The sequence below is a fragment of the Streptomyces sp. CBMA291 genome, from assembly GCF_014596525.1.
Lineage (GTDB): Bacteria > Actinomycetota > Actinomycetes > Streptomycetales > Streptomycetaceae > Streptomyces.
This window is the reverse complement of the sequence record NZ_MSJP01000036.1, coordinates 1-24336: the sequence shown is the minus strand read 5'-3', so window position 1 is coordinate 24336 and position 24336 is coordinate 1. Positions and strand designations below refer to the sequence as shown.

The 24336-nt window shown below is 73.7% G+C and carries 21 protein-coding genes and 2 pseudogenes; 12 read left to right on the top strand and 11 right to left on the bottom strand.

Annotated features, from left to right (window positions below; genetic code table 11):
- Nucleotides 1–36 precede the first annotated feature (36 nt).
- The 4 genes from BU197_RS10575 to BU197_RS10560 all read left to right on the top strand — a co-directional run bounded on the left by BU197_RS10575 (nt 37) and on the right by BU197_RS10560 (nt 4274).
- A complete protein-coding gene (locus tag BU197_RS10575; protein ID WP_188268009.1) occupies nt 37–414 on the top strand; it encodes a hypothetical protein in 378 nt (125 codons plus the stop codon).
- 522 nt (nt 415–936) lie between these two features.
- On the top strand, nt 937–1710 hold the full coding sequence (locus BU197_RS10570; protein WP_188268008.1) for a polysaccharide deacetylase family protein: 774 nt from the start codon (nt 937–939) through the stop codon (nt 1708–1710).
- A 335-nt stretch (nt 1711–2045) separates the two neighbouring features.
- A complete protein-coding gene (locus tag BU197_RS10565; protein WP_188268007.1) occupies nt 2046–3704 on the top strand; it encodes a helix-turn-helix domain-containing protein in 1659 nt (552 codons plus the stop codon).
- Nucleotides 3705–4274 carry a transcriptional regulator gene (locus BU197_RS10560; RefSeq protein WP_188268006.1) on the top strand — a complete coding sequence of 190 codons (570 nt, stop codon included), beginning with the start codon at nt 3705–3707 and terminating at the stop codon, nt 4272–4274. It begins immediately after the preceding gene.
- A 214-nt stretch (nt 4275–4488) separates the two neighbouring features.
- On the opposite strand, the gene BU197_RS10555 is transcribed toward BU197_RS10560, so the two are convergent.
- From BU197_RS10555 to BU197_RS10535, 5 genes are all read right to left on the bottom strand, one after another.
- On the bottom strand, nt 4489–5238 hold the full coding sequence (locus BU197_RS10555) for a rod shape-determining protein (protein ID WP_188268005.1): 750 nt from the start codon (nt 5236–5238) through the stop codon (nt 4489–4491).
- A gap of 173 nt (nt 5239–5411) precedes the next feature.
- Nucleotides 5412–6599, bottom strand: a complete 1188-nt coding sequence (locus BU197_RS10550; RefSeq protein WP_188268004.1) for a globin domain-containing protein — start codon at nt 6597–6599, stop codon at nt 5412–5414.
- An 80-nt stretch (nt 6600–6679) separates the two neighbouring features.
- Nucleotides 6680–7123, bottom strand: a complete 444-nt coding sequence (locus BU197_RS10545; protein ID WP_188268003.1) for an RrF2 family transcriptional regulator — start codon at nt 7121–7123, stop codon at nt 6680–6682.
- A 151-nt stretch (nt 7124–7274) separates the two neighbouring features.
- Nucleotides 7275–7724 carry a peroxiredoxin gene (locus tag BU197_RS10540; RefSeq protein WP_188268002.1) on the bottom strand — a complete coding sequence of 150 codons (450 nt, stop codon included), beginning with the start codon at nt 7722–7724 and terminating at the stop codon, nt 7275–7277.
- A 102-nt stretch (nt 7725–7826) separates the two neighbouring features.
- Nucleotides 7827–8411 carry a PadR family transcriptional regulator gene (locus BU197_RS10535; RefSeq protein WP_188268001.1) on the bottom strand — a complete coding sequence of 195 codons (585 nt, stop codon included), beginning with the start codon at nt 8409–8411 and terminating at the stop codon, nt 7827–7829.
- Nucleotides 8412–8556: 145 nt separating this feature from the next.
- On the opposite strand from BU197_RS10535, the gene BU197_RS10530 reads away from it, so the two are divergent.
- On the top strand, nt 8557–9042 hold the full coding sequence (locus BU197_RS10530; protein ID WP_188268000.1) for an SRPBCC family protein: 486 nt from the start codon (nt 8557–8559) through the stop codon (nt 9040–9042).
- 27 nt (nt 9043–9069) lie between these two features.
- Here BU197_RS10530 and BU197_RS10525 read toward each other — a convergent pair whose 3' ends face one another.
- Entirely contained in the window at nt 9070–10524 is a 1455-nt protein-coding gene (locus BU197_RS10525) for a threonine/serine exporter ThrE family protein (protein ID WP_223184064.1), read from the bottom strand.
- Nucleotides 10525–10590: 66 nt separating this feature from the next.
- Entirely contained in the window at nt 10591–12195 is a 1605-nt protein-coding gene (locus BU197_RS10520; protein ID WP_188267998.1) for a PHB depolymerase family esterase, read from the bottom strand.
- Between the two features lie 171 nt (nt 12196–12366).
- Between BU197_RS10520 and BU197_RS10515 the strand changes: the two genes are divergently transcribed.
- Complete coding sequence (locus BU197_RS10515; protein WP_188267997.1) at nt 12367–12870, top strand: tetratricopeptide repeat protein; 504 nt, start codon at nt 12367–12369, stop codon at nt 12868–12870.
- Nucleotides 12871–12946: 76 nt separating this feature from the next.
- Here the strand turns inward: BU197_RS10515 and BU197_RS10510 are convergent, their stop codons facing one another.
- Nucleotides 12947–13276, bottom strand: coding sequence for a cupin (locus tag BU197_RS10510; RefSeq protein ID WP_188267996.1), 330 nt, complete (start codon nt 13274–13276; stop codon nt 12947–12949).
- 146 nt (nt 13277–13422) lie between these two features.
- Nucleotides 13423–14007 (bottom strand): TMEM165/GDT1 family protein, encoded by a 585-nt coding sequence (locus BU197_RS10505; protein ID WP_188267995.1) that lies wholly within the window; start codon nt 14005–14007, stop codon nt 13423–13425.
- 298 nt (nt 14008–14305) lie between these two features.
- Here BU197_RS10505 and BU197_RS10500 point away from each other — a divergent pair.
- The 5 genes and pseudogenes from BU197_RS10500 to BU197_RS10475 form a co-directional block, all read left to right on the top strand.
- Nucleotides 14306–14602: pseudogene (locus tag BU197_RS10500) on the top strand (TetR/AcrR family transcriptional regulator); the annotation flags it as partial.
- Between the two features lie 297 nt (nt 14603–14899).
- A pseudogene (locus BU197_RS10490) lies at nt 14900–15244 on the top strand (TetR-like C-terminal domain-containing protein); the annotation flags it as partial.
- Nucleotides 15241–16734 carry an MFS transporter gene (locus BU197_RS10485; protein WP_188267994.1) on the top strand — a complete coding sequence of 498 codons (1494 nt, stop codon included), beginning with the start codon at nt 15241–15243 and terminating at the stop codon, nt 16732–16734. The pseudogene BU197_RS10490 and the gene BU197_RS10485, both read left to right, overlap by 4 nt.
- 30 nt (nt 16735–16764) lie before the next feature.
- Complete coding sequence (locus tag BU197_RS10480; protein WP_188267993.1) at nt 16765–17916, top strand: PP2C family protein-serine/threonine phosphatase; 1152 nt, start codon at nt 16765–16767, stop codon at nt 17914–17916.
- Nucleotides 17917–18198: 282 nt separating this feature from the next.
- A complete protein-coding gene (locus BU197_RS10475; RefSeq protein ID WP_317452267.1) occupies nt 18199–20151 on the top strand; it encodes a CocE/NonD family hydrolase in 1953 nt (650 codons plus the stop codon).
- A 15-nt stretch (nt 20152–20166) separates the two neighbouring features.
- Here the strand turns inward: BU197_RS10475 and BU197_RS10470 are convergent, their stop codons facing one another.
- Nucleotides 20167–21531, bottom strand: a complete 1365-nt coding sequence (locus tag BU197_RS10470; RefSeq protein WP_188267991.1) for an NtaA/DmoA family FMN-dependent monooxygenase — start codon at nt 21529–21531, stop codon at nt 20167–20169.
- On the bottom strand, nt 21528–22652 hold the full coding sequence (locus BU197_RS10465) for an LLM class flavin-dependent oxidoreductase (RefSeq protein WP_188267990.1): 1125 nt from the start codon (nt 22650–22652) through the stop codon (nt 21528–21530). The genes BU197_RS10470 and BU197_RS10465 overlap by 4 nt, the downstream gene beginning before the upstream one ends.
- A 664-nt stretch (nt 22653–23316) precedes the next feature.
- Between BU197_RS10465 and BU197_RS10460 the strand changes: the two genes are divergently transcribed.
- A complete protein-coding gene (locus BU197_RS10460; RefSeq protein ID WP_188267989.1) occupies nt 23317–24117 on the top strand; it encodes an inositol monophosphatase family protein in 801 nt (266 codons plus the stop codon).
- Nucleotides 24118–24336 lie beyond the last annotated feature (219 nt).

Genomic DNA, 24336 nt, shown 5'->3' with positions numbered 1-24336 from the left:
GGGGGGACGCAGGGCGCGACCGGCGGGCGCGAGGAGATGAGCGACGTGGCCGACATGCACATCGACACCGACGTCACCGTGCAGCTCAGTGGCTGCTGCCAGGAGGACGCCCAAGCCGTCTTCGACGTCCTCGACGGCGTCTACCAACTGGAGGACGGGGCGCCCCCGAGCCCGGAGGGGTCCACGGGCCCGGCTGTCACCGTCTGGGCGGCCACCTTCGACACGGCGGGAGGGCCACACCGGGGCGTGCGCCCCACCCACCTGTCGGCGCCGGTCGGCGCCACGCTCACCGGCGGCTACCACGCCGTCGACGAGGTCGAGAAGGTGCTTGCCGTCGGCTTCGACATCCAGTCCCTGCAAGCGGTCTCCGGCGACCAGGAGACCGAGGCTCGACTGCTGCTGGCCTCCCGCTGAGGGCGGAACCGTGGGTTGTGGAAGTAAGCGGCCCATGACACATGTGCGGCCTATGACACATGCGTGGCCTATGGCGCGTGTGCGTCCGTGAGGTGTGTGCGGTCCGTGAATGTCTGCCTGTCCGTGACGTGTGCGAGAACCGTGACGTGTGCGCGAAGGGGCTGCGCCGCGTAGAACGTCGGCTTCGCTCTGGTCCTGGGGACCGAGGCTGGGGGAGTCCTTGGGCGGGGTACCGCGATGTCCCGGCCTGTCGGGGGCGGCGAACGCCGTGCTGTCGGTCCCATGTGCTCGAACGGGAGCAGAGGGCGCGGCACTCCTCGGGCGAACCCGCCACGAGCCGATGGCGGCCCCGAGTCGGAGCGGAGGCTTCGCAGGTGCCGCAGGTGTCCGGCAGGGGCCGCGCCTACCCCGCCCGTGATGGCGCTATACACCGTGTGTAGAGTTCTTGATCGGTTGAGTGAACCGCCCTGACCAGGCGGTTCCGGCTGTCTCGAAGGACTGACGGGGAAGGCGGGTTACGACATGTTCCGATCCAGGCTGGCGCGACGCAAGGGAGCGGGCGTCGCGGTGCTCGCCGCTGTGTCGCTGGCGCTGACGCTCGGCGGCTGCGGCATGGACACGGTGACTCCGGAGGACGCCCGGTCGGACGGCAAGACGGGCGGCGACGCGCGCCGCGTCGACTGCGCCAAGGTCAAGTGCATCGCGCTGACCTTCGACGCCGGGCCCGGCAAGGACACTCCCCGGCTCCTCGACATCCTCAAGGAGAAGCAGGTCCCCGCGACCTTCTTCCTGCTGGGCAGCAAGCACGTCGACCGCTACCCGCAGGTCGTCAGGCGCATAGCCGACGAGGGGCACGAGGTCGCCAACCACACCTGGACCCACCGCATCCTGACCGACCTCGACGCCTCGGAGGTCCGCGACGAGCTGTCCAGGACCCAGGACGCCGTCGAGAAGATCACCGGCCGCAGGCCCACCCTCATGCGCCCGCCCCAGGGCCGTACCGACGACACGGTCTCCGAGGTCAGCCGGGAACTCGGTCTCGCCCAGGTCCTGTGGAGCATCACCGCCAAGGACTACTCCACCACCGACTCGGATCTCATTCGACAGCGCGTGCTGGACCAGGCGCACGGCGACGGCATCATCCTGCTCCACGACATCTACGACGGCACGGTCCCCGCCGTGCCGCCGATCATCGACGAACTGAAGCGGCGCGGCTTCACGTTCGTGACGGTCCCGGAACTCCTCGCCCCCGGCAAGGCGGAACCGGGTGCCGTCTACCGGCCCGAAAAAGACTGACGAGAACCGGCGAAATCGGGTGAGGTGACTCACATCACCCACACGGGAATGCTCGGAACATTCGGGAAAGGTTTACCGTTCATACTTGTGTGACGGCGAAGGGGCCCGGTCCCCAGGTCCCCCCCAGAGGTGACCGCTCTTCCCGTCGCGGCAGATCGGCCCCGGTTGGAATCCCCCGTCCAGCCGGGGCTCTGTCGTTCCCGGACTTCCCGAGGCGCCACCGAGGACACCGAGACCGCCGGAGGTGCCGCCGGGCGCACGCCCCGGAACCGGCCGCGTCCGGGGCCGACGGGTAGGGTGGCGGCCGTGGAGCGGGTTGTGGAGGCGGGGCGGCAGTGACGGACTTCGACGCGGTCGACGCACTCCTGGCGGGCGTCGTGCCGGAGGCGGAACTACCCGCCCCCGAAGAGCGGGTACGGCTGCGGGAGACCGCGCGGCTGACCAAGGCTCAGGTGGCCAGGGCGCTCGGCGTCAGCCCGTCCACCCTGACCGGCTGGGAGACCGGCCGTGAACCGTCAGGCGAGACCAGGACGCGCTACGCCTACCTCCTCGACGGGCTGCGCACCCGACTCGAAGCCGCCGAGACGGAGCCCAGCCGAGGGCCCGCCGCCCTGGAAGGTGCGACCCGGGAGGCCCTGGCTCCGGAAGGCGCGGCCCCGGAAACCGTAGCCCCGGAAACCGCAGCCTCGGAGGAGGGCCTCGAGGAGGCGGCCGTACCGCGTCCGTGCGTGCTGTGCGGGCATCCGGCGCGTGACGAGGTCGAGGGGTTCGCCCAGCACCTCGACCCCGCCGAGTGCGGCGGCGCCGCGCCGACCGTCCCGGCCCCGGTTCCGGCTTCCGTCCCTCTTCTTGCCCTTGCCCCGGCGGAGCAGGAACCGACTTCTCAAGCCCCTGCGAAGGAGGCCCTCGCCATCCGGGGCTCGGCCCCCGCGAAGAGGGACCCCGCCACCCCTGGCCCGGACCCCGCGAAGAAGGACCCCGCCCCGGCCTCGACCCCCGGGAAGAAGGAGCGTCCGGTGCGGACGCCGACCCGGCGGGCGTTCCAGGATGCCGCGCCCACGCCCCTGGGGACCGTCCAGGAGTCCGTGCGCGAGGCGCTGGAGCGGCACGGCGGCGACACCGAGGCGGCCACCGCCGACCTCGTGCGGACGGCCATTCCCGACGCCATGGCCCTGCTTGATCTGTGCCGCACCGGAGCCCGCTACGAGATCGTCGGGCACCCCCCGCTCCCCGGCATCCTGCGGAAGAAGACCTCGCGCGGAGCGGACGAGATCTGGGAGGCGCGCCCCAAGTGGACCCGTTCCGCACTGCCCGAGGGTCCGCAGGAGATCACGGCGCTCGACATCAACGGCGCCTACCTCAGCGCGCTCAAGACGCATCTGCCGCTGGGCGCGCTCGAACACCACACGGGCGGCGCGCACGACCGGCGGCGGGCCGGGGTCCATCTCGTCACCCCGTCCGAGTGGAAGCACGACGAGCACCTTCCGAACCCGCTCGGCTCCCGCGACGAGCCGGGACCGCTCTGGATCACCGAGCCGACCCTCCGGCTGCTGCTGCGGCTCTCCTCGCCCGCGTACGGACTGTGCGAACCGCCCGTGGTGCACGAGTCCTTCACCTCGGGTGCGACCGAGAACCTCCTGGAGAAGTTCCGCAACGCGCTGCGTGACGCGCGTGCCGAAGCGATCGGCTCCGGAGACGAGGTCACGGTGGAGTACGTGAAGGCGATGTACTCCAAGTTCGTCGCCACCATGGGCGAGTCGAACTTCAACCGGGAGCTGTACCGGCCCGACTGGATGCACATCATCCGTTCCCAGGCCTTCGCCAACCTCTGGACGAAGGCCTACAAGGCGCATGACGCCGGGCTCGCCGTCGTCCGCGCCATGGGAACCGACGAACTGCACGTCATCGGCGACTGGCGACGGGTCTTCCCCGAGGGCCGGGGCGTGTCGGAAGTGAAGGTCAAGGACGTCTACACGGCGCAGGAGGAGAACTGAGTGCCCGAAAACACCCATGACTTCGGGCACTACGGTGCCCGGGGAATCAAGGGGAGCGCCGCCGCCGCGCGACAGCTGGACCGGCTCGTCGAGGGCATCGCCTCCCCGGTGACCAGTCGGCGCGGGCTCCTCGCCCGGCTGCACTATCTGAGCAAGTCGCCGCACGCCCTGCGGCAGGCGCGGGCGGCGGGCCTGACCGTCACCGACCGCACGCTCAAGGCCTGGCTGGCGGGGGACCGCCGACCGAACAGGGTCAATCTGGACCGGATCGACCGCGCCTACTGGGCGGTGCGTCGGCTCAACGTCGCCCGGTACCTCCTCACCCGGCTCAACTCCCGGGGCGGCACCCGTGTCGAACTCCACCCGGTCAACCAGTCCCAGGTGGCCCAGCCGCACCAACGGGTGCTGGGATTCCGGAGCCTGAACATCCGGCGCTGGGACGGGATCGTCGCCGCCTGGGTCACGGGCGACGAGCGAGCCCTGGACGACGCCTGGGTGGACCAGATCGCCGATCTGGGCTCCGACTGGGGCAAGTACGAGTACGTGACGAACCTCGGGTTCGCCGCCTGAGGCCACCCGGCCCGGGGACCGGCCGTACGAGCCGTAGCGGCCAGTGAAGCCAGTGAAGCTCGTGAGGCCCGTGGAGGCCCGTGGAGGCACAGCCCCCGAGGAACGCCGAAGGCCGCCGCCCGCGAAGGACGGCGGTCTTCGGCGTGAGGCCGGCGTGAGGCCCGGCGTGAGGGTGCGAGGTCGTGAAGGAGTCCCTGAGGGCGGCGTCCGGCCGTCAGGCCCGGGGAGGCGTTCCCGCCGGGTGCCGCAGTGCCGAGGCCAGCATCAGACCGGCGCCCCTCACCACGCTGGTCTGCGGGTCGTTGGCCAGTCGGACCCGGGCCCGCAGGAGATGCGCCAGACGTCCGGTCACGTCCAGGCACAGTGCGCCGCCGCCCGTCACCAGGACGCCTCGGCGCAGCGCGCCCCGGACCGCGCCGGTGCGGTCGCGCCGCCACAGGTCGCTCACCATGTCCGCGGCGGTCCCGGCCACCGTGTCCGGCACGCTGCCGGACACGGGGAGGTCGTCGACGCCGACCTCGGCGAGCCGGGCGTCGGTGACGTTGCCGTCCACCACGAGCGTGACCTCCGTCAGCCGGGCGCCGAGGTCGACCACGAGGAGGGGGCCGTCGCCCGCCGGAGCGGCGTAGGCGGCCGCCGCGCGGGCGCTGTCCACGGCGATCACCCGGGTCGGGCCCAGGGCGTCCACCAGACGCCGCGCGGCCGCCCGCTCCTCGGGGGCGGCGAGCACCGGATGGGTCAGCATGACGACGGTGTCGTGGCCGTCGCCACCCGGCGCCGCCTCGGCGAGCCTGCGGAGCAGCCGCAGCTGCGAGTCCGGTTCGGTCACGCGACCGCGCCGGACCGGGCCGGACGGAACGTTCGCGAAGACGCCCGCGCCCGGGGTCCAGGCGCGGGTCCTGGAGCTGCCGATGTCCAGGGCGATTCCCCGTACGGGGCGTTCCGCGCCCTGGACACCGAGCATCGATCCGAACGATCCCGTCGATCCAGACGATCCGAACGATCCCATCGCTTCCGCCGCTTCCGTCCGTGCCTTACAGGCCCGCTGATTGCGAGGCCCATATGGGGCCTCACTATGCAGTATCCGGGGCGGGAGCGCCATGATGCTTATGGATCGAAGGATCGATCAAGGTCGGTTCAGGCGTCGGCGCCCAGCCACAGGTCGGGACCGAACACCTCGTAGTGGATGTCGGCGGCGGCGGTGCCCCGGCCGATGAGGTCGCCGCGGACCCCGCGGAGGAAGGGGAGCGGGCCGCAGAGGTACGCGGTCGTGCCGGTCGCGAGGTCGAGGGTGGTGACGTCCGCGAAGCCGGGGCGGGCGCCGGAGTCGCCGGGCTCCTCGTACCAGAGGTGCAGCGTGCCCTGCGGCAGCGCGTCCACGAGGCGGCGCATCTCCTCGGAGTGCGCGTGCGTCACCGGGGCGCGGTCAGCGTGCACGACCACGACGGGGCGCTTCGAACCGGTGGCCGCGAGGTGGTCGAGCATGGCCAGCATCGGCGTGCTGCCGATGCCCGCCGAGGCGAGCAGCAGGGGAGAGTCGCCCTCGGGCAGGACGAGGTCGCCGAACGGGGTGGAGACCTGGACGAGGTCGCCGGGCCGGGCGTGGGCGTGCAGCCAGGAGGAGACCTCGCCCGCCGGGTCGCCGTCGACGCGCTTCACGGTGATCCGCCACTGCGGGTGGCCGGGGGCGGTGGAGAGGCTGTACTGGCGGATCTGCCGGGCGCCGTCGGGCAGGGCGACCTGGACGCTGACGTACTGGCCCGGACGGAACGGCGCCGTGGGGGTGCCGTCGGGGTGGCGCAGGACGAAGGAGACCGTGTCGGGGGTCTCCTCGTGCCGCTCGGCGATCTCCATCGAATGCCAGACCTGGCCCTCGCCGACGCCCGCCTCCCGGTAGAGCCCGGCTTCGATGGCGATCAGGGCGTTGGCCATCAGCCAGTACACCTCGTCCCAGGCGCTGGCGACCTCCGGGGTGACCGCCTCGCCGAGGACCTCCACGATGGCGGCGAAGAGGTGCTCGTGCACGATCTTGTACTGCTCCGCCGTGACGCCGAGCGAGGCGTGCTTGTGGGCGATCCGGGACAGCATGGCGTCGGGCCGGGTGTCCGGGTGCTCAAGGAGGGCGACGGCGAACGTGGCTATGGAGCCGGCCAGGGCCTTGGGCTGCTCGCCGGCAGCCTGGTTGCCCCGGTTGAACAGGTCGCGCAGAAGCTCGGGGTGGGCGGCGAAGAGACGCCCGTAGAACCGCTCGGTGATCTGGTCGAGCGCGCCGCCGACGGCGGGCAGGGTGGCGCGGACGACCGGAACGGCCTGCTCGGACAGCATGGCAACTCTCAATCTGGTAGATGATCTACCTATTTAACGGTGAACGTGTCGCACCGCGGGCGCGGCGCCTGGGGGAGAGGTCAGTCGGTGGGGCGTGGGCTGAGGGTGAGCAGCAGGGGACCGGTGGGCGAGCCCACGAGGTCCTCCACCGTGATCGGGTCGAGCACCCGGTAGAACGCCTCCTGCGCCTGGCGCAGGGTGCCGCGCAGTCGGCATCCGGAGCGCAGTGGGCACGGAGGGTCGCCCTCGCAGGCGACGACTTCCTCCTCGCCCTCCAGGGTGCGGGTCAGCCAGCCCACCGAGGCGTGTCTGCCACGCTCGGTGAGGGCCAGGCCGCCGCCCCTGCCGCGCCGCGCCTCCACCACGCCGAGGTGCTGGAGCCGGGTCACCACCTTCGCCATGTGGGCGTAGGGCACCTCCATGGAGTCCGCCACCTCCCGGGTGGTGACGGACTCGTCCGGAGCGGTGACCGCCAGGCGCATCACGGCACGGAGCGCCAGATCGGTGAACTTCGTCAGCCTCACGCCGTGACCGTATCAAACAGGTATCCGGCATTCGTATTAAGGGGTGGGTCTCTGCGGAGACCTGGGGTGGGTCCGGGGGACGCCCCCCGCACCTCGCGGCCGAGACCGGTGGCGGACCGGCCGGTGGCGGACCGACCAGAGGCGTGCTCGCTCAGGCCGTGCGCAGGGCGGCCAGGGCCCGGTCGGCGTGCGCGTTCATCCGCAGTTCGCTGCGGACGACCTCCCGCACCCGCCGGTCCCGGCCGATCACGAACGTGACCCGCTTCGTCGGCGCGAGCGAGAAGCCACGCGTGACGCCGAACCGGTCCCGTACGACACCGTCCGGGTCGGAGAGCAGCGGGAACCCCAGCGAGTGCCGCTCGGTGAACTCCCGCTGCCGCTCCACGTCGTCCGCGCTGATGCCCACGGGCAGCGCCCCGACCGCCCGGAACTCGGCCGCCAGATCGCGGAAGTGACAGGCCTCCGCCGTGCACCCCGGGGTCAGCGCCGCCGGATAGAAGAAGAGGACCACCGGCCCCTCCGCGAGCAGCCCCGTCAGGGAGCGCGGGGCGCCCGTCTCGTCCGGGAGGGTGAAGTCCTCCACCAGGTCACCGACGTTCACCGTGGTCGTCCCCGATCGTGCCGAGCCGCCACCGGCGCATCCGGTGGCCGGCCGGTGACGTTACCGCAGCGCCCGGACCGGCGTCACTCCGCCGGGAAGCGGTCAGCCCTGCCCCGCCGTGACCGCGCTCCGGGCGGCGGCGCGCCGGTCGAGGACCGCCAGCGCCTGCTCGCCCCACCGCAGGTTCTCCTCCTCGAAGTACCGGCCGCGCATGAGCGTCAGATACGGGCCCACCCGTTCGGCCTCGTCCAGATAGCACTCCTCGTCCCGGCCGTTCAGCATCCAGTCGCGCAGCCGGTCGTAGCGGGCCAGCTTCGCCCGCGCCGTCTCCATCCGCTGGGCCACGAACGACCTGACGGCCACGGTGTCGCCCCCGTCGCAGGCCTGTACCTGGACCAGCAGCTCGTCACGGATCGCGCTGGGACGCGGCGGCGCCGACGTGTAGACGGCCAGATCCCGCAGCCCCGGCTCCGTGAGGCTGAACACCCGCTTGTTGGGGCGCCGCTCCTGCTCCACCACGCGCGCCGCGATCAGACCGGCCTCCGCGAGCCGGTCGAGCTCGCGGTACAGCTGTTGGGGAGTGGCGGCCCAGACGTTGGCGACGGACACGTCGAAGAGCTTGGCCAGGTCGTATCCGGAGGCCTCGCCCTCCAGGAGAGCAGCGAGGACGGCGTGCTTGAGCGACATCCGGACACGCTAGCAGCATGGAGAACGCTTTCCTCCGTGCCCGTTCACCGCCCGCCCGGGGGCCGTACGGGCGCCCAACACTGGCACGTCCGTACCCCGCCCGCCTAGGCTGGAGGAGGGGACGGCAGATCCGAGGGGCAGCACGATGGACAGCGACACGTTCGTCTACACCACCTACATCCGGACCACTCCGGACGAGCTGTGGACGGCACTCACCGACCCGGCGATCACCCGCCGGTACTGGGGTGTGGCCTTCGAGACGGACTGGACGCCGGGCGCCCCCATGGTCTGGGAGGAGGGCGGACGCCGGGCCGTCGACCCCGAGCAGGTCGTCCTCGCCGCCGAACACGGACGGCTCCTGTCGTACACCTGGCACACCTTCACCCCCGCCTGGGCGCAGGCGGTACGCCTTGAGCCGGACCTCTACCAGCGGCTGCTGCGGGAGCCCCGCTCGCGGGTGACCTTCGAGATCGAGCCCGCGGGCGACACCGTCAAACTGACGGTCACCCATGGGGGTCTGGAGCCCGGCGGCCTGATGAAGGGGCTGATCGGAGAGGGCTGGCCCGCGCTCGTCTCCAGCCTGAAGTCCCTCCTGGAGACCGGCGAGGAGCTTCCCGAACCGCCCCGCTGAGCCGCCGCTGCCTTTCCGTTGCCGCCCTCACGGACCGGCCGCAGCCCCCTGCGGAGGATCGGACGGGGTCTCCGGCGCGGGGGCCGGAACGGTCCCCGGTTCCAGGGGTGCGGCGGGGGCCGGGGGCGGCGGGGTCGGAGCCGACGCCGCGGCGGGCTCGCCCAGGCTCAGCCGGGGGCGCCGCTGGAGCCCGGCGCCCACCAGGACGCCCAGCGCGATCGCCGCCACCGTGATCACCGTACTGACCAGACTGTCCAGACCGCCGCCGGTATCGCCCTGCACGACGATCTCCGACACGCTGGTGAGCCCCACCGCGCCGGGCACGAGCAGCCAGAAGCACGGGAGGAAGACCACCTGGTCCGGGGTGTGCGAGTGGCGCGAGATCCAGCGTGCCATCGGCGGCAGCAGCATCCCGGCGGCGAACGCGCCGAAGGCGGCTCCCGCGAACTCCGTGGCCACCGACTGCGCGAGCCGTTCGGTGAGCAGCGCGCCGAGCAGCCAGAGGGCCACCCGGGGCGGCGCGGAGAAGTACAGCAGGAAGCCGAAGCCCAGCAGCAGCACCCCCACCCACGGCGCCCACTCGCCGAGCGGTCCCGCCGGGGTCCCGGGCGACGGGTGCGGGCGGACGAGTTCGGTGCCGACCAGGATGCCGAGGGCCAGCAGGAACAGGACGTTCGCCGCCCCGGCCAGCCGGGTCACACCCGAGAGGGCCGCCCCGGTGGCGAGTTCGATGGCGCCGAGCGTCAGGGCGGCACCCGGTAGGAAGGCGATCAGCGGCGGGACGTACAGCACGGCGGGCGGCTCGTGCAGCAGCGGCCCCGCCCAGCGCAGCGACGCCGCCGTCACGAGGATCGCCGCCGCCACCGGCAGCGCCGTACGGGCCGCCGGGAGCCGGTCGCCGAGCAGCCGGAGCAGACCGACCGCCGCGCCGAGCACCGCGTACCCCAGGACGGCGGGGACGGTGGCGTGCCGCATCGAGCCGAGACCGACGGTCAACAGGACGTAGCCGAGGACCGTCGCGGCGGGACTGAACCGCTCGGGGCGCTCCCTGACCTCCCGCAGCGCCAGGGCGACCTCGGGGAACGGGAGCGCCTCGGCGCGCATCCGCGTCACCAGCGACTGCAACGCCTCCACTTGGTCGAGCCGGAGGTCGGGGCCGTCGACCGGGGCGAAGTCCAGCTCGCCGCCCCGGCCGTCCGGCCCGCCGCCGACGCGTACGAACAGGCCGGTGGGGACCACGAAGGAACGCACCCGCATCCCGTAGCGCGCGGCCACGTCGGTCAGCAGCCGCTCCACCTCGGAGGTCTGCTCCCCGGCCTGCAGCAGCTCCGCGCCGAGTTCGCACAGGAGCGCGGCCAGGTCACGCAGCCGCTCCCGTCCCGCGTCCTCCGCCTCCGGCACGGTGACGGTCTCCCCGCCGCGCCGCCAGGGCCGCAGGGAGACCGTCCGGCGGGCGAGGGTACGCACATCGAAACGGGGCAAAGGGCGCATTCTGAAAAGCTAGCAGTGCGCTGCCGGGAAGCCGCCCCTTGACGGGGAGAGCCCCGCTCACTCGTAGGCGACCGTCAGCGTCACCGGAGCGTCCCGGTTCACGAAGAGGTACGCGGTCCCGGCCGGAGCGGCGGCGAACCCGAGCCGGAACTGGGTCACCCCGCCCCGGTTCAGCGCCGCGAGCGCCTCCGCCGACAGGTCGGTCGACACCGCGCCGCCCGAGGTGAACGCGCCGATCCGCGCCGCGTCCGGCACGGTCGCCGCCGCCGACCAGTCCCCGGCCTCCACCGCGCAGCCCCCGAAACAGCCGGTGCGCAGGTCCGCCTGGAGCCGGTTGCCTGCGGGGGAGGCCCACGGGTCGCCGGAACCGCTGGAGCGCGTGACGGTCAGCCAGGCGCGGGTGATCCGCTTCCCCGCGGGGACGCGCGAGGTGTCGAAGGAGACCACCGACCGGTTCACCTTGCCGTCCGTGCCCCGGCCGAGCGCCAGACCGTACAGCTCCTCCAGGGTGCCGACCGACGCCCCCGAGCCGTCCGCCGCCGCCTTCACATAGCCGTCCTCGGCGTCGGTGCTCGAAAGCACCACCCGGTCGGCGGACGGCGTCCCGGCGCCGCCCAGCGCCCGGACCATCCCCATGACGGCCTCGATCTGCCTCCCGCCGTGCCGGGCGTACGCCGTGTCCCCCTGATACCCCCACCAGTTCCAACAGCCGTTCGGATTCTCCAGGGTCGCGGTGGGCGCGGCCTGCGGGTACAGCACGATCAGACCGTTGGTGTCGGCGTACTCGTTCAGATACGCGCCCTCGACGAACCGGGTCCCGAACCCCTGGTACGCGTACCCCTGCTTGCAGCCGTGCAGGGCCACCAGAAGTCGGCAGCGAGCCCCCTGCTCGCAGGAGGCCGGCACGTACGCGAAGCCCTCCGCGCCCATCGACACGGCGGCGGCCGACCCGCCCGGCGCGTAGGCGTTCTGGTCGAACCGGACCAGTTCGCCGCCGGTGCCGGAGCCGGGCGGCGCCACCGCACCGAGGAGGTGTCCGAGCAGCGCTCCCTCGGCGTCGGTTCCGCAGGCGTTCAGGAACGGGCTCCGCGTCTCCGTGCACGCGTTGGGGCCGAGCGGGGTGATCCAGGCGTGTCCGGCGGCCGTCGAACGGTCGTACAGGACACGGGCGCCGAACCGGCCGTAGTAGTCGGCGAGCGCGTCGGCCACCGGCCGCCTCACCGTGGTGTCGTTCGAGCCGCTGAACACGTACACCGGATCGCCCGCCAGGTTCTCCACCGGATCGACCTGACCCTGCGCCGCCCGCTCGCGGGTGGCCTGCTCCAGAGCGGGGAGCTGAAGGCTCTGCGTGGTGTCCATACAGGCGTTGAGCGCCGTCGCGAGCAGACCGCGCGCGCAGTCGTACGGCCCCGAGGCGAACACGGCGGAGCCCTCGAACGTCCCCGAGTACGCCACGTGCAGCTGGGTGGCCATGTATCCGCCGGACGAGACGCCCGCGCTGAACACGGACCCGATGTCGTACGCGCGCAGCACCCCGGACACCGGCGGGGGAGCGGCGGCCCCGGCCGGAGGCGCGGCGGGGAACAGGCTCGCGGCGGCGCACAGCAGCAGCGCCGCGAGACGGCGTGGCCCGCGGGGGCGGGTGGGACGGGGTGAACGCATGGGGTCTCCCGGGCGGCTCGTTCCTGACGGAGTGGGTCGGCCGGGAGGCTACGGGCGCTCCCGAGGCCCCTCCATGGGGCAGGACGCCACAATCGGGACCCACCGCTATGGAGCCCCCTCACCTGGCGGCCCGCCGTGGGAACACCCCCTGCGAGCTGCGAGGATGACGCCATGACGCATCAGGAAGACAGAGACGCGCGGCTGGCAGAGGCCATCGCGCTGCGCACCGGGGGGCAGCGCGAGGAAGCCCGCGAACGGCTCGTCGCCCTGGCCGCCGAACACCCCGGCGACGCTCCGATCGCCTACCAGACCGCCTGGGCCCACGACGTCCTCGGCCTGGAGGCGGAAGCCGTCCCCTACTACGAGAGCGCCCTCGCGGGCACCGGGCTCGCCGCCGACGACCGGCGCGGCGCGCTCCTCGGCCTCGGCAGCACCTACCGGGTCCTCGGACGGTTCGAGGACTCCGTCGCGCTGCTCTCCGGCGCGGTCGGGGAGTTCCCCGAGGACGGCTCCCTGCGGGCCTTCCTCGCCATGGCCCACTACAACACCGGCCGTCACCACGAGGCGGTCGGTTCGCTGCTCGGGCTCCTTGCCGCCACCAGCGAGGACCCCTGGGTGCGGGAGTACCGGGGTGCCATCGAGCACTACGCGAAGGACCTGGACGCGCTCGGCTGAGCGGGGCGTACGAGCCGGATGCGGGCGGGCACGGGGCGAGCGGGCACGGGGCGGGCCGCGCGGGCGGGTAGGGCCGTCAGTCGTTCACCGCAGTCAGGAGCACCACCGCGTCCTCCAGGGCGGTGAGCCCGTGCCGTTCCTTGGGGATCATCCGGAGCGTGCCCGTCCGCAGCTCCTCGGCCCGCCCGGACGCCGTCAGGTTCACCCGGCCCCGGAGGACCTGGAGGCTCGCGGCGGGCGGTGCGTTGTGCTCGTCGAGGGAGGTGCCCGAGGTGAGCGCGATGACGGTCTGCCGCAGTACCCCGTCGTGCAGCACCAGACGGGCACTGCGCCCGTGCGGCGCCGTGTGGGCCGCGCGCAGGTGCTCGTCGGCGAGATCGGTGAGATCGGCGAGGTCAAGGCTCATGTCTCTCCCTGCGGGGTGCGCGTCCGGATACCCCAAGACTCCCGTGCGGCGCCCCGGACGCAACTCGGGACCCGCCCCGGGGCGCGAACGGCGCACGGCCCGCGGGGAAGAGCGGGACCGTGCGCCGTTCGCGCGGGCGTGTGCCGTCAGCCGGTGAAGACCTCGGTCAGGGACCAGATCGCGAGACCGGCCATGCAGATGCCGCCGATGCGCTGCACGACCTTGAGCGGGACGCGCTTGGCGATGAACCGGCCCGCGACCAGGGCGAGCGCGGAGACGCTCATCAGGGCGGCGAGGGAGCCGATCGCCGTCGACCAGGTGCCGTTGGTGGCGGCCAGGTTGGCGGTGGTGATCTGGGTGAGGTCGCCCCACTCGCTGATGAAGACGGCCATGAAGGCGGTCGAGAAGACGGGGAGGAAGCCGGTGACGGTCCGGCCGTTCTCGTCGGAATCGTCGTCGTCGCCCCCGCCGCGCAGCAGCATGAACGCACCGAAGCCGAACAGGAGGGCGGAGACCAGCTTCACCGACCAGCCCGGGAGCAGCCCGAGGAGGCTGCCCGCGCCGACGGCGATGGCGACGTGCGCGAGGAAGGCGGTCGAGGTGCCGATCCAGACGTACAGGGGACGCATCCGCGTGCCCATCGCGAGGGACGCGAACATCGTCTTGTCGGGAAGCTCGGCGAGGAAGATCAGCCCGAAGGCGGTGAGGATCGCCAAGGGGTCGAGGTGCATACCGGGGCTCTCTGCTCGTTCCGGGCCCCTCGGTCCGGAACGGCGCCCCGGAGGGCGGCGGGAGGACCACTCGGCCCGGCATGACGGACCACGCCCACGGATGCGCGGACGCGGTTGATGCCTGGCCGAAGGTCTCGCCCGTCCGCGTCACACACGGACCCGGTCACCGGGAACCCGGGGGTTCCAGTATGTCGACGGCCGGTTCGCAGGGCTACTCCCCTTCGCTTCGGCCCAGTGTAGCCGACCAGCCCGAACGGGTGAGTAGACGGTGTCTACTCGATCTTGGTGGACACGGCTCATGCCTGACTCACCCCGAGCACACCACCATCCGGCCGACGAGACCGGCCCCGCCCCCTCCGACGAGGGCGGACTGCGCGAACGGCTCGTCAGGGCCGGTGTCGCCCTCGTCCACGCCGAAGGATCACAGGCCCTCTCGCTACGGGAGATCGCCCGGCGCGCGGGCGTCTCCCACGGCGCTCCCCGCCGCCACTTCCCGACCCACCTCGACCTCCTGTCGGCCATCGCCCGCGAGGGCTTCGCCGAACTCGCGGCCCGCGCCGAGGCGGGGGAGGCGGGGGAGGCGGGTCGTGCGGAGGCGACGGCAGCGACGGAGACTGCCGGTGCGTCCGGTGCGTCCGGTGCGTCCGGTGCGTCCGGTGCGTCCGGTGCGTCCGGTGCGTCCGGTGCGTCCGGTGCGTCCGGTGCGTCCGGTGCGTCCGGTGGGTCCGGTGGGTCCGGTGGGTCCGGTGGGTCCGGTGGGTCCGGTGGGTCCGGTGGGTCCGGTGGGTCCGGTGGGTCCGGTGGGTCCGGTGAGGCTGGAAAGGCCGGTGAGGTGAGAGATGCCAGTGCGGCCGGAGGTGCCGAGGGCGGCGGGGGGTTCGAGGGGCCGCCGCCCCGCGCGAGGATCGCCGCCCTCGCCCGCGTCTACCTCGACTTCGCCGAGGACCGGCGCGGCATGTACGAGCTGATGTTCCGCCACGACCTGCTGGAGAGCGGCACACTCGGACTGCGCGGGACGAGCCTGCCGCTCTTCGAGCGGCTCGTCGCCCTCGTCGCCCGCGTCCGCCCCGACGACGCCCCCGTCGTCGTCGCCGGAACCCTCTGGGCCAACCTCCACGGCATCGCCCGGCTCCGGCACTGGGGCAGCCTCCGGCTCGCGACCGGCGACGACGCCCCCGGCTCCTTCCTCACGGCCGCCCTCGACGCCCACCTCGGCCCCGAGAAGCGAACCCCGTGACCACGCGCCGCGCCCCCGTCCTCGCGTGCAGCGTCGTCGGCGCCGCCGTCGTCGCCCTCGACGGAACCGTCCTCACCGTCGCCCAGCCCGCCCTCGCCCACGATCTGGGCGCCACCCTCGGCCAGGTCCAGTGGACCGGCACCGGCTACCTCGTCGCCGTCGCGAGCCTCCTCGTCCTCGCCGGACGGCTCGGCGACCGCCACGGACACCGGAGGGTCTTCGCCACCGGAGCCCTCGGCTTCGCCGCCGCCTCCACCGGCATCGCCCTGGCCCCCGACATCCGCACGGTGATCGCCTTACGCGTCCTCCAGGGCGTCTGCGGGGCCCTTCTCCAGCCCGCGACCCTCGGCATGCTGCGCACCGACTACCCACCGGACCGGCTCGGCACCCCCATCGCCGTACGCACCGCCGCCATCGGCCTCGCGGCGGCGACCGGCCCGCTCGTCGGCGGCGCGCCGGCCACCGCGTACGGCTGGCGCGCGGTCTTCCTCCTCGGCGTCCCCCCGACCCTCGCCATCGGAATCCTCGCCCTCGCGACCGGGGAACGACCGAACCTGCGGGAGGCGGCGGGACGGCCGAGGCCTCCGAGGCGGCCGAACCGACGGGAGGCGCCGGGACCGCCGCGACGGACGGCGAAGGACGGGCCGAAGGCCGGTTCGCCGCTCGACCCGGGCGGGGCGCTGCTGCTCGCCCTGACCCTCGGCCTGCTGGTGCACGGTCTCGTGGCGGTCGCCGGAACGGGCGCCACAGCCGGCGGCACGCTCTCCTGCGCCGCCGCCCTCCTCGCCGGACTCCTCCTCGTCCGGCACGAGCGCCGGGCCATCTGCCCCCTGCTCCCCGCGGAGCTGCTGCGCGGCCGGTCCGTCGTCGCCGGTCTCGGGGCCCTCCTCGCCGCCTCGGCCGCCCTCACCGGCACCCTCTTCGTCGCCACCTGGTTCCTCCAGGACGTCCAGCGGCTCGACCCCCTCGACTGCGCGCTCCGCTTCCTGCCGCTCGCCGCCCTCATGGTGCCCGGCGCCCTGCTCCTGCCCTCGCTCCAGCGCCGCCACGGCCCCCGGCGCACGGCAGCCGCCGGAGCCGTCCTGCTGACCCTCGGCGTCCTGCTCCTCTCCCGCCTCGGCGCCGACGCGGGCGCGCTGCCGGTGGGGACCGGCGCGGCCCTGCTCGGCGCCGGATTCGTCACCCTGATGGTCACCATGACCTCGGGCGTCGTACGGGCCGCGCCCGAGAGCCACGCGGGGGTCGCGGGCGGACTCCAGCAGACCGCGATGAACATCGGCCCCGCGCTCGGCACCGCCATCGTGACCCTGCTGGTCGCCCTCGTCCCGCACGGCGGCTTCGTCCCGGCGGACGGCGCCGCCCTCCCGGCCCTCGCCGTGCTCGCGGCACTCACCCTCCCCGCCGTGCTCCGCGCCTGCCCGGCCGACCCTGCCCCGGAGCCGCCCCACCCGGCCGTCCCCGGACACGCCGGAGGCCCGCTCAAACGGTGACCGGATGGTCACCCTGCGTACGATCATGAAATGCCCGCAGGTCACCAGGCCCGTCCCGGCTCGGCGACGCGCACCCAGTTCAACCTCGGCCGCGCACTGCCGTTCCTGGTGCTGGTCCTGACGTTCGTCACCGATCTGACCACCTCCGACCGGGAACGCTTCGAACGGTTCCTCGTCGCCGCCCCCGCGCTCGCCGCCGTCACCTGGAGCGTGCGCGGAACCCTCGGCATCGGCCTGCTCGCCATGGGCGCCCGGCTGCTGCTCGGCGCCATCCGGAACGACGTGCTCACCCTCGAACTCCTCGCCAGCGAGGCGGTCCTCGCCGTCGTCACCCTCGCCTCGGCCTGGGTCAGCCGGACCCGGATCCGCTACGAGCAGGACATGAGGGAACTCAGCGCGGTCGCCGAGGTCGTCCAGCGGGTCGTGCTGCGCCCACTGCCCGCCCACCTCGGCCGCTACGACCTCCATCTGCTGTACGTGGCCGCCGCCGCCAAGGCCCGGATCGGCGGCGACTTCTACGAGGCGGTCCGGGTGCACGGCGCGGTCCGGGTCATGCTCGGCGACGTCCAGGGCAAGGGCCTCGGCGCCGTCGAGACCGCCTCCGTCCTCCTCGGCTCCTTCCGCGCCGCCGTCAACGACGCCCACGACCTCGCGGACCTCGCCGACCGACTGGAGGAGGGCCTGGCCCGGTACGGCGCCTGGTACCCCGACTCCGACGCCGCCGAACGCTTCGCCACCGTCGTCCTCGTGGAACTCCCCGACGGCCGGGACATCGCCCGGCTCCTCAGCTGCGGCCACCCGGCCCCGCTGCTCCAGCGCGGCGCCGCCGTCGAACAGGTGCGGTTCGCCGATCCCTCGCTGCCGGTCAACCTCGCCGGGCTGCACGTCTCCCGGCACCGGATCGAGGAGGTGCCCTTCCAGCCGGGGGACCGGCTGCTGCTCTACACCGACGGTGTGAGCGAGACCCGCGACCGGGCCGGGGACTTCTATCCCCTGGAGGAACGGCTGCGGGGCTGGGCGGCCGAACCCGGCGGGAACCTGCCGGAGATCCTGCACCGGGACCTCACCCGCTACGGCGCCGCCGGACTCGACGACGACGTCGCCGCCCTGCTCGTGGCCTACCCGGCGGAGGGAACCGAGCGCGCTCCCGCAGAGGAGGCGGCCGGTACGGGATCGCGATGAGCGGGGACGGCCGAGCGCGGAGAGCGCCGAGAGCGAGGACGGCCGAGCGTGGAGAGCACCCGAGCGCCCGAGCAGCGAGCACCGAGCGCGGAAGGCGCCGAGTCCGGACCTCCTTGAGCCCGGCATGCCCCAAACCTCGCCGCCCGGGGCGTCTTGTGTCGTTCACCCGACGCCGGGTGTCCCGTGCGCCGCCCGCGCGCTCTGGCCGCTCCGCCCCGCATGCGTGAGGCTGACGAGCGTGTCGCGGACCGTCACGAGTCCAGTCGAGAGGAACGGGTGCCCGTGCCCCAGAAGAACCCCTTCGCCACCGGCTCGACCGAACGCTTCCCCGGCTTCCCCGGCATCACGGCCGGACTCACCGACGCCGAGACGGCCCGCATCGCCGCACGCGGTCCCTGGGCCCCCGACGGGACGGTGGAGCCCGGCGCCGTCCGGCTCGGCCAGACCCTCGCCCAGGCCCTTCTCGACGGCACACCGGACGCCGTGGGACCCGAGCCCGCCGGACTGACCGCCACCGCCCGCGAGCTGCTGCCCGCCGGACTCGCCGCCGTCGCCGAGGAGGTACTGCGCCGGGCGCGGCCCGCGTACCACCGCGTCGAGGGCGGCTCCGACGACGTGCGGCTCTCCGCGTTCAGCCTCCGCCAGCGCGGACCGGGACCGCACCCGCTCGTCGTCCTCCCGGCCGGCTGGACCCCGTACGGCTGGCCGCTCTTCCTCTGGACGTACCTCGTCCTGGCCCGCAAGGGCTACCACGTCCTCGCCTACACCCCGCGCGGCCTGGGCATCCCCGGACTGCCGTCCACCTCGGGCGGCCTGATCGACGTCGCAGGGCCCCACGACTGGGCCGACGGCTCCGCCGTGATCGACTTCGCCGTCGACCACTTCGCGCCGGGCGTCATCGGCTTCATGGGCGAGTCCTACGGCTCCGGGATCAGCCAACTCGTCGCCGCCCACGACGACCGGGTCTCCGCCGTCGTCGCCCTCAGCACCTGGGGCAACCTCGCCACCGCCCTCTACGACCACGGCACCCGCCACCTCGCCGCCGTGCGGACCCTCCTGCGACTGACCGGCGGACCCGCGGAGACCAAGTTCGACAAGGAGAACCAGCGGGTCCTCGCCGACTTCCAGGCCGACCGGAACCTCGCGGACATCGTCGAATGGGGCCGCCGCCGCGCCCCCGAGTCGTACGTCGACCTGACCAACGACAAGGGCACGCCGACCTTCTTCTCCAACACCTGGCACGAGAGCCTCTTTCCGGTCAACCAGGTCGTGACGACCTTCGACCGGCTGGACGTCCCCAAACGGCTCAACCTGTGGATCGGCGACCACGCCGTCCCGGAGGGGCCCGGACTCATCGGCCCGCCCGGCGAGACCGACACCCCTCTGGCGGAGGCGTACGCCTGGCTCGACCACCACCTCAAGGGGGAGCAGGCCGGTGTGGCACGGTGGCCGGAAGTCTGCGCCCAGGTGATGTTCACGTACACCACCGCGCGGGACCCCGGCGGTGGCGGACGGCGGATCGTCACCCCCGCCCGCCGCGAGACCCACGCCCGCTGGGGCGATCTCACCCGCACCACCGAGGTGTTCGCCCTCACCGGAGACGGCGCGGGCGGCGCCGACGGCCGGCTCCTGCCCACCGGGGAGGGGCGGGAACCCGCTGAGACCGGCTGGCGCCGTGCCTTCCTCGCCGGGGTCGGCACCGAGGCCACCGCCATGGACGCGATCATGGAGACCGGCCGGGCGGAGTGGACGGGCGATCCGAGGACCTACGACACCCGCAAGTTCGACCGCAGGCACTCCGTCGTCTGGACCACGGAGCCCTTCGCCCCACAGACCGCCGAAGGAACGGGCGGAAGGACCGGAACGGGCGGTACGGGTGGAGCCGACGGCCCGCCCGCCCTCCGCATCAGGGGCGTGCCGAGGCTGCGCCTCACCGTCCGCTCCACCACCGCCTCCGCCAGCCTCTACGCGTACCTCTTCGATGTCGCCGAGGACGACACGGCCCGGATCGTGACCCACGAGCCGCACAACCTCCGGGGGCTCGCCCCCGACCGGGACGCCACCGTGACCTGGCGGCTCCAGGCCACCGCGTACGACCTGGCCGCCGGGCACCGGCTGATGCTCGTCGTCGACAGCAAGGACCCGCTGTACGCCGACGTCTCCGTCACCTGGACGCGGACCGCGATCGGTTCCCCGGCGGCGGAACCCTCCTTCCTGGAACTGCCCCTGGGCTGACGGACCGGCACCGGCTCACCCCACCGGGGCGAGTTCCAGATGCTCGCGGAGCGTGCTCCCCGTGTACGCCGTCCGGTACAGACCCCGCTCCTGAAGCGCGGGGACGAGCAGGTCCACGATGTCGTCGAGCCCGTCCGGCACCAGATACGGGGAGATGTTGAAGCCGTCGAGCGCCCCGTGCCGGACGAAACGGCCGAACCGCTCGGCGAGGCCCGCCGGGGTGCCCACGTGCCCGTGCTGCGGCCCCAGTTCGATCACCGTCTCGCGCAGCGACCACCGGTTGGCCTCGGCCTTCGCCCGCCACTCCGCCACCACCGGGTGCGGGTCGGACACCCAGCGGGTGCCGAATTTCCCCGTGTGGGCGGTGGTCACCGGGTCCTCGGCGGGCAGCGGCCCCTCGGCGTCCCGCTCCGACAGGTCGATGCCCCACAGGCGGCTCGCGATGCCGAGGGCCACGGCGGGCGTCACCTGGGACAGCCGGACCCAGCGGGCCTTCTCCTCGGCCTCCTTCTCGGTGGCCCCGATGACGATCTCGGTGCCGGGCAGAACACGCAGCGCGTCCTCGGCCCGGCCCACCGCCCGCAGCCGCCGCCGGAGGTCGTCGGCGAAGGCCAGGGCGTCGTCGAAGTCCCTGCCGTGCGCGGAGAAGATGACGTCCGCGTGACGGGCGGCGAAGTCCCGGCCCTCCCCGGAATCGCCCGCCTGGAAGATCACCGGATGCCCCTGGGCGCTGCGCGGCAGCGTCGGCGCCAGGTCGACGTCGAACTGCGCGCCCCGCCGCCGTACCCGGCCGACCGCGTCCGGCACCGACCAGGCGCGGGCCTCGGCCGAACCGGCCACCGCGCCGTCCGCCCACCCGTCCCACACGGCGCGCGCCACGGACAGGAACTCCTCGGCCCGTCGGTAGCGGTCGGCGTGGTCGAGGTAGCCGCCGCGCCGGAAGTTCTCCCCGGTCCAGGCGTTGTGCGTGGTCACGATGTTCCAGCCGGCCCGGCCGCCGGACAGCAGGTCAAGGCCTGCGAGCCGCCGGGCGAGGTCGCCCGGCTCGTTGAAGGTGGTGTTGGAGGTGGAGACGAGACCGATCCGCTCGGTCGCGGCGGCGAGCGCCGACAGCTGCGTGATCGAGTCCGGGCGTCCCGCCACGTCGAGTTCGTGGATGCCGCCCTCCGACTCCCGCAGCCGCAGCCCGTCGCCGAGGAAGAAGGCGTCGAAGAGACCGCGCTCGGCGGTGCGCGCCACCTTCAGGAAGGAGGACGGGTCGATCTGCGAGCCGCTGGCCGGATCGGACCAGATCGTCCAGTGGTTGACGCCCTGGAAGAACACCCCGAAGTGGAGCCGGGCGTCCGGGCGGGGCACGTCGGTCGGGTCGGTGCGGGTCATCGGGACTCCTCCCGTACGGGCGCGGGCGCGGCGGCGGTCGTGAAGCGGTTCAGGGGCCGGGGAAGGCCCAGGGACGTACGCAGGGTGGTGCCCGGCAGCGGACGGGCCGCGAGCCGCCGGACGAACAGCTCGGGCAGGACGAGCCGTGAGAGCACCGCCAGGTCCTCGTCGAGGACGAGGGGCCGCAGCCGTACGCCGTCGACATGCTCGGCCAGCTCGGCGAGGAGGGACACCAGACCCTCGGCGGGTCCCGTGTACCGCAGCCGGTCCGGGCGGGCGGTCCACGGGGAGTAGCGCTCCAGGTCCGCTATCCGCTCCCGGGCCGTCCCGCCGGGGGTGTCGAGGGCCACCTCCACCTCGGCGAAGGCCCGGGGCGTCCCGGCGGCCGAGGCGGACCGCGCGGCGGCGGCCACCTCCGCGGGACCGGCGCCGCCGACCAGCGCCACGTCGACCAGCTCGGCCGGTACGAGACCGGGCCGGGCGAGGACCACCGGCCGCCCCTGCGGCGGACGCGGCACGATCGAAGGGCCCTTCACCGTGTACGTGTCCCCGGTGAAGTCGACCGGATGCAGCCGGGAGCGGTCCAGATAGCGGCTTGTGGCCACCGACCGGATCACCGCGTCGTCCTCCCACGAGTCCCACAGGTCCCGGACGACCCGGAGTCCGTCACGGGCCTCACGGGCGATCGCCCCGGCCCCCTCGACCAGGGGCCGCCCCCAGGCGCGGGCGGCCGCCGGGTCGTCCTCCACCCCCACCACCCAGCCGGACCGGCCCGCCGACACATGGTCGAGCGAGGCGAGCTGCGAGGAGACGTGGAACGGCTCCGCGTAGGTGGTCGCCACCACCGGCGCGATGCCGAGGACACTCGTGGAACCGGCCACGAACGCGGCCCGTTCCACCGCCCCGATCCGGCCCACCGGATCGGGGCCCGGACCCGGCGGAAGGATCGAGTCGTCCAGGGTGACCAGGGTGAACCCGGAGTTCTCGGCGACGGCCGCGACCCGGGCGAGCCGACGCGGGGTCAGCAGCTCGCCGGGGGAGTGCGCGGCACGGCGCCACGCGGCCGGATGGGCGCCGTCGCCGTCGATCTCGACGGCCAGGCGCAGGGCGGGGCGGGGCATGGGAGGTCCTTCCGGAAGACAGCGGCGCGCACCGGGACCACGGGCGCGCGAAGGCACGCCGACACCGGGCCGGGCGACGGGACGTCGGAACCGCGCGGACCCTCGCGATGCGGGGTCAGGCGCGGGTGGAAGGACAGATGGCCGACGAGGTACGGCAGAAGTCGACATGCCGTCGGCAGACGAGCGGAGCGCCCGCCGGGGGAACGGACCGCGAGAGGCGTGTCGCCGTGACCATCGTGCGCACGTCCACCTCCCCATGGCTCCGGACCGGACCCCCGTCCACGTCCGGAGGGGGATCACCCCACCTTAGGCAGGCGGACTTCCGCACTGTCAAGGCCGTTCCGGGCGGTGGACGGGAGCCCGGGGAAAGGGAGTTGAGCACGGGGCCGAGGGGGTCCGGTCACGCGATCGCGCGGCGACCGGGCTGCGGGCCCGCGGCCCGCGGAGCGTCACGGCTGCCGGTGCCTGGGGGCGCACCCGCACGTCGCCGACCACCGCGCGCGTTCTCTTCGGTACCCGCGCACTCGTCTGCCGCCCGCCTTCCTCCCGCTCCGGGCACGGTGGTCGGCCTCCGGCCCGGCTCCCGGTCACGATCAGCCGCCGCTCGCACCCCGACCCTGAAGGTCCGCCGGGCGGGTGGCTTCGCGTCGATAGGCTGCCCGGCATGACCGACTCATACGCGGGCTCTGACGACGTCGCGGTCGCGATAGCCGGGGCGCGGGCCGGCGCGGACGTGGTCCGTGACATGTACGGCCGGCGGCTCGGCCGTACCGACAAGGGCGCCGGGGACTTCGCCACGGACGCCGACGTGGAAGCCGAGAAGACGATTCTCGGCGTCATCCGCGCCGCACGGCCCGACGACGAGGTGCTCGGAGAGGAAGGCGGGCGGCAGGGCGCCGTCGGCGCGGCGCGCCAGTGGTTGGTGGATCCCCTGTGCGGCACGCTGAACTACGCCGTCGGCACCGCGCTGGTCGCCGTCAACGTGGCGCTGCGCGAGGGGCCTGCGGCGGTGGCCGACCCGTTCGGCGGCGAGGTCTTCTTCACCGACGGGGAGTCCGCCTGGCTGCGGCGCGACGGGGCGGATGACGTACGGCTGGCTCCCTCGCCCGCCACCCGTCTGGTGGACGTCAACCTGGATCCGCCGTTCCCGAGCGCGCCCGGGTTCCGGACGGTGGACCTGCTGGCCCATCCGGGTTTCGTCGAACGTTTCCGGCCGCGCGTGGTGTCCACGACGCTGGCGCTGGCCTGGGTCGCCGCCGGCAAGCGCGCCGCGTACGTCACCGATGGCGGTGATCTCTCCAGGAGCGTGCACTTCGCGGCCGGTATCGCCCTGTGCCGGGCTGCCGGGTGCGTGGTCACCGGCATCGACGGTGCCCCGACAGGCGAGGCAGGGCGCGGGCTCGTGGTCGCCGCCGACGACGAGACCCACGGGCTGCTCGTGTCGATGCTGCGCGGCCGAGGCTAGTACGGGGTCTGCGGGGGTCGCGGGGCCCGTGGGGTCCGCAGGGGTCGCGGCGGGCCGGGTCGGGCTGCGATTCGGAGAGCCCTGCCGCCCGGCGGATACCTTTGCCGCCGCGGATCCGAACACGTTCACGGCGTAGAGCCGGGCCGGCTCGGGACGCGCCCCGTCGGCGCGGCGGCAGGCCGTGGGTCGCGGCGTGCAGGGCGCGGCGGACGGCGCGGG

Coding starts and splice junctions, on each gene's coding strand:
- BU197_RS10575 (WP_188268009.1), top strand. CDS start 37: ATGAGCGACGTGGCCGACATGCACATCGACACCGACGTCACCGTGCAG.
- BU197_RS10465 (WP_188267990.1), bottom strand. CDS start 22,652: ATGCCCCGCCCCGCCCTGCGCCTGGCCGTCGAGATCGACGGCGACGGC.
- BU197_RS10570 (WP_188268008.1), top strand. CDS start 937: ATGTTCCGATCCAGGCTGGCGCGACGCAAGGGAGCGGGCGTCGCGGTG.
- BU197_RS10555 (WP_188268005.1), bottom strand. CDS start 5,238: ATGCTCGGTGTCCAGGGCGCGGAACGCCCCGTACGGGGAATCGCCCTG.
- BU197_RS10530 (WP_188268000.1), top strand. CDS start 8,557: ATGGACAGCGACACGTTCGTCTACACCACCTACATCCGGACCACTCCG.
- BU197_RS10515 (WP_188267997.1), top strand. CDS start 12,367: ATGACGCATCAGGAAGACAGAGACGCGCGGCTGGCAGAGGCCATCGCG.
- BU197_RS10480 (WP_188267993.1), top strand. CDS start 16,765: ATGCCCGCAGGTCACCAGGCCCGTCCCGGCTCGGCGACGCGCACCCAG.
- BU197_RS10470 (WP_188267991.1), bottom strand. CDS start 21,531: ATGACCCGCACCGACCCGACCGACGTGCCCCGCCCGGACGCCCGGCTC.
- BU197_RS10505 (WP_188267995.1), bottom strand. CDS start 14,007: ATGCACCTCGACCCCTTGGCGATCCTCACCGCCTTCGGGCTGATCTTC.
- BU197_RS10550 (WP_188268004.1), bottom strand. CDS start 6,599: ATGCTGTCCGAGCAGGCCGTTCCGGTCGTCCGCGCCACCCTGCCCGCC.
- BU197_RS10460 (WP_188267989.1), top strand. CDS start 23,317: ATGACCGACTCATACGCGGGCTCTGACGACGTCGCGGTCGCGATAGCC.
- BU197_RS10535 (WP_188268001.1), bottom strand. CDS start 8,411: ATGTCGCTCAAGCACGCCGTCCTCGCTGCTCTCCTGGAGGGCGAGGCC.
- BU197_RS10510 (WP_188267996.1), bottom strand. CDS start 13,276: ATGAGCCTTGACCTCGCCGATCTCACCGATCTCGCCGACGAGCACCTG.
- BU197_RS10520 (WP_188267998.1), bottom strand. CDS start 12,195: ATGCGTTCACCCCGTCCCACCCGCCCCCGCGGGCCACGCCGTCTCGCG.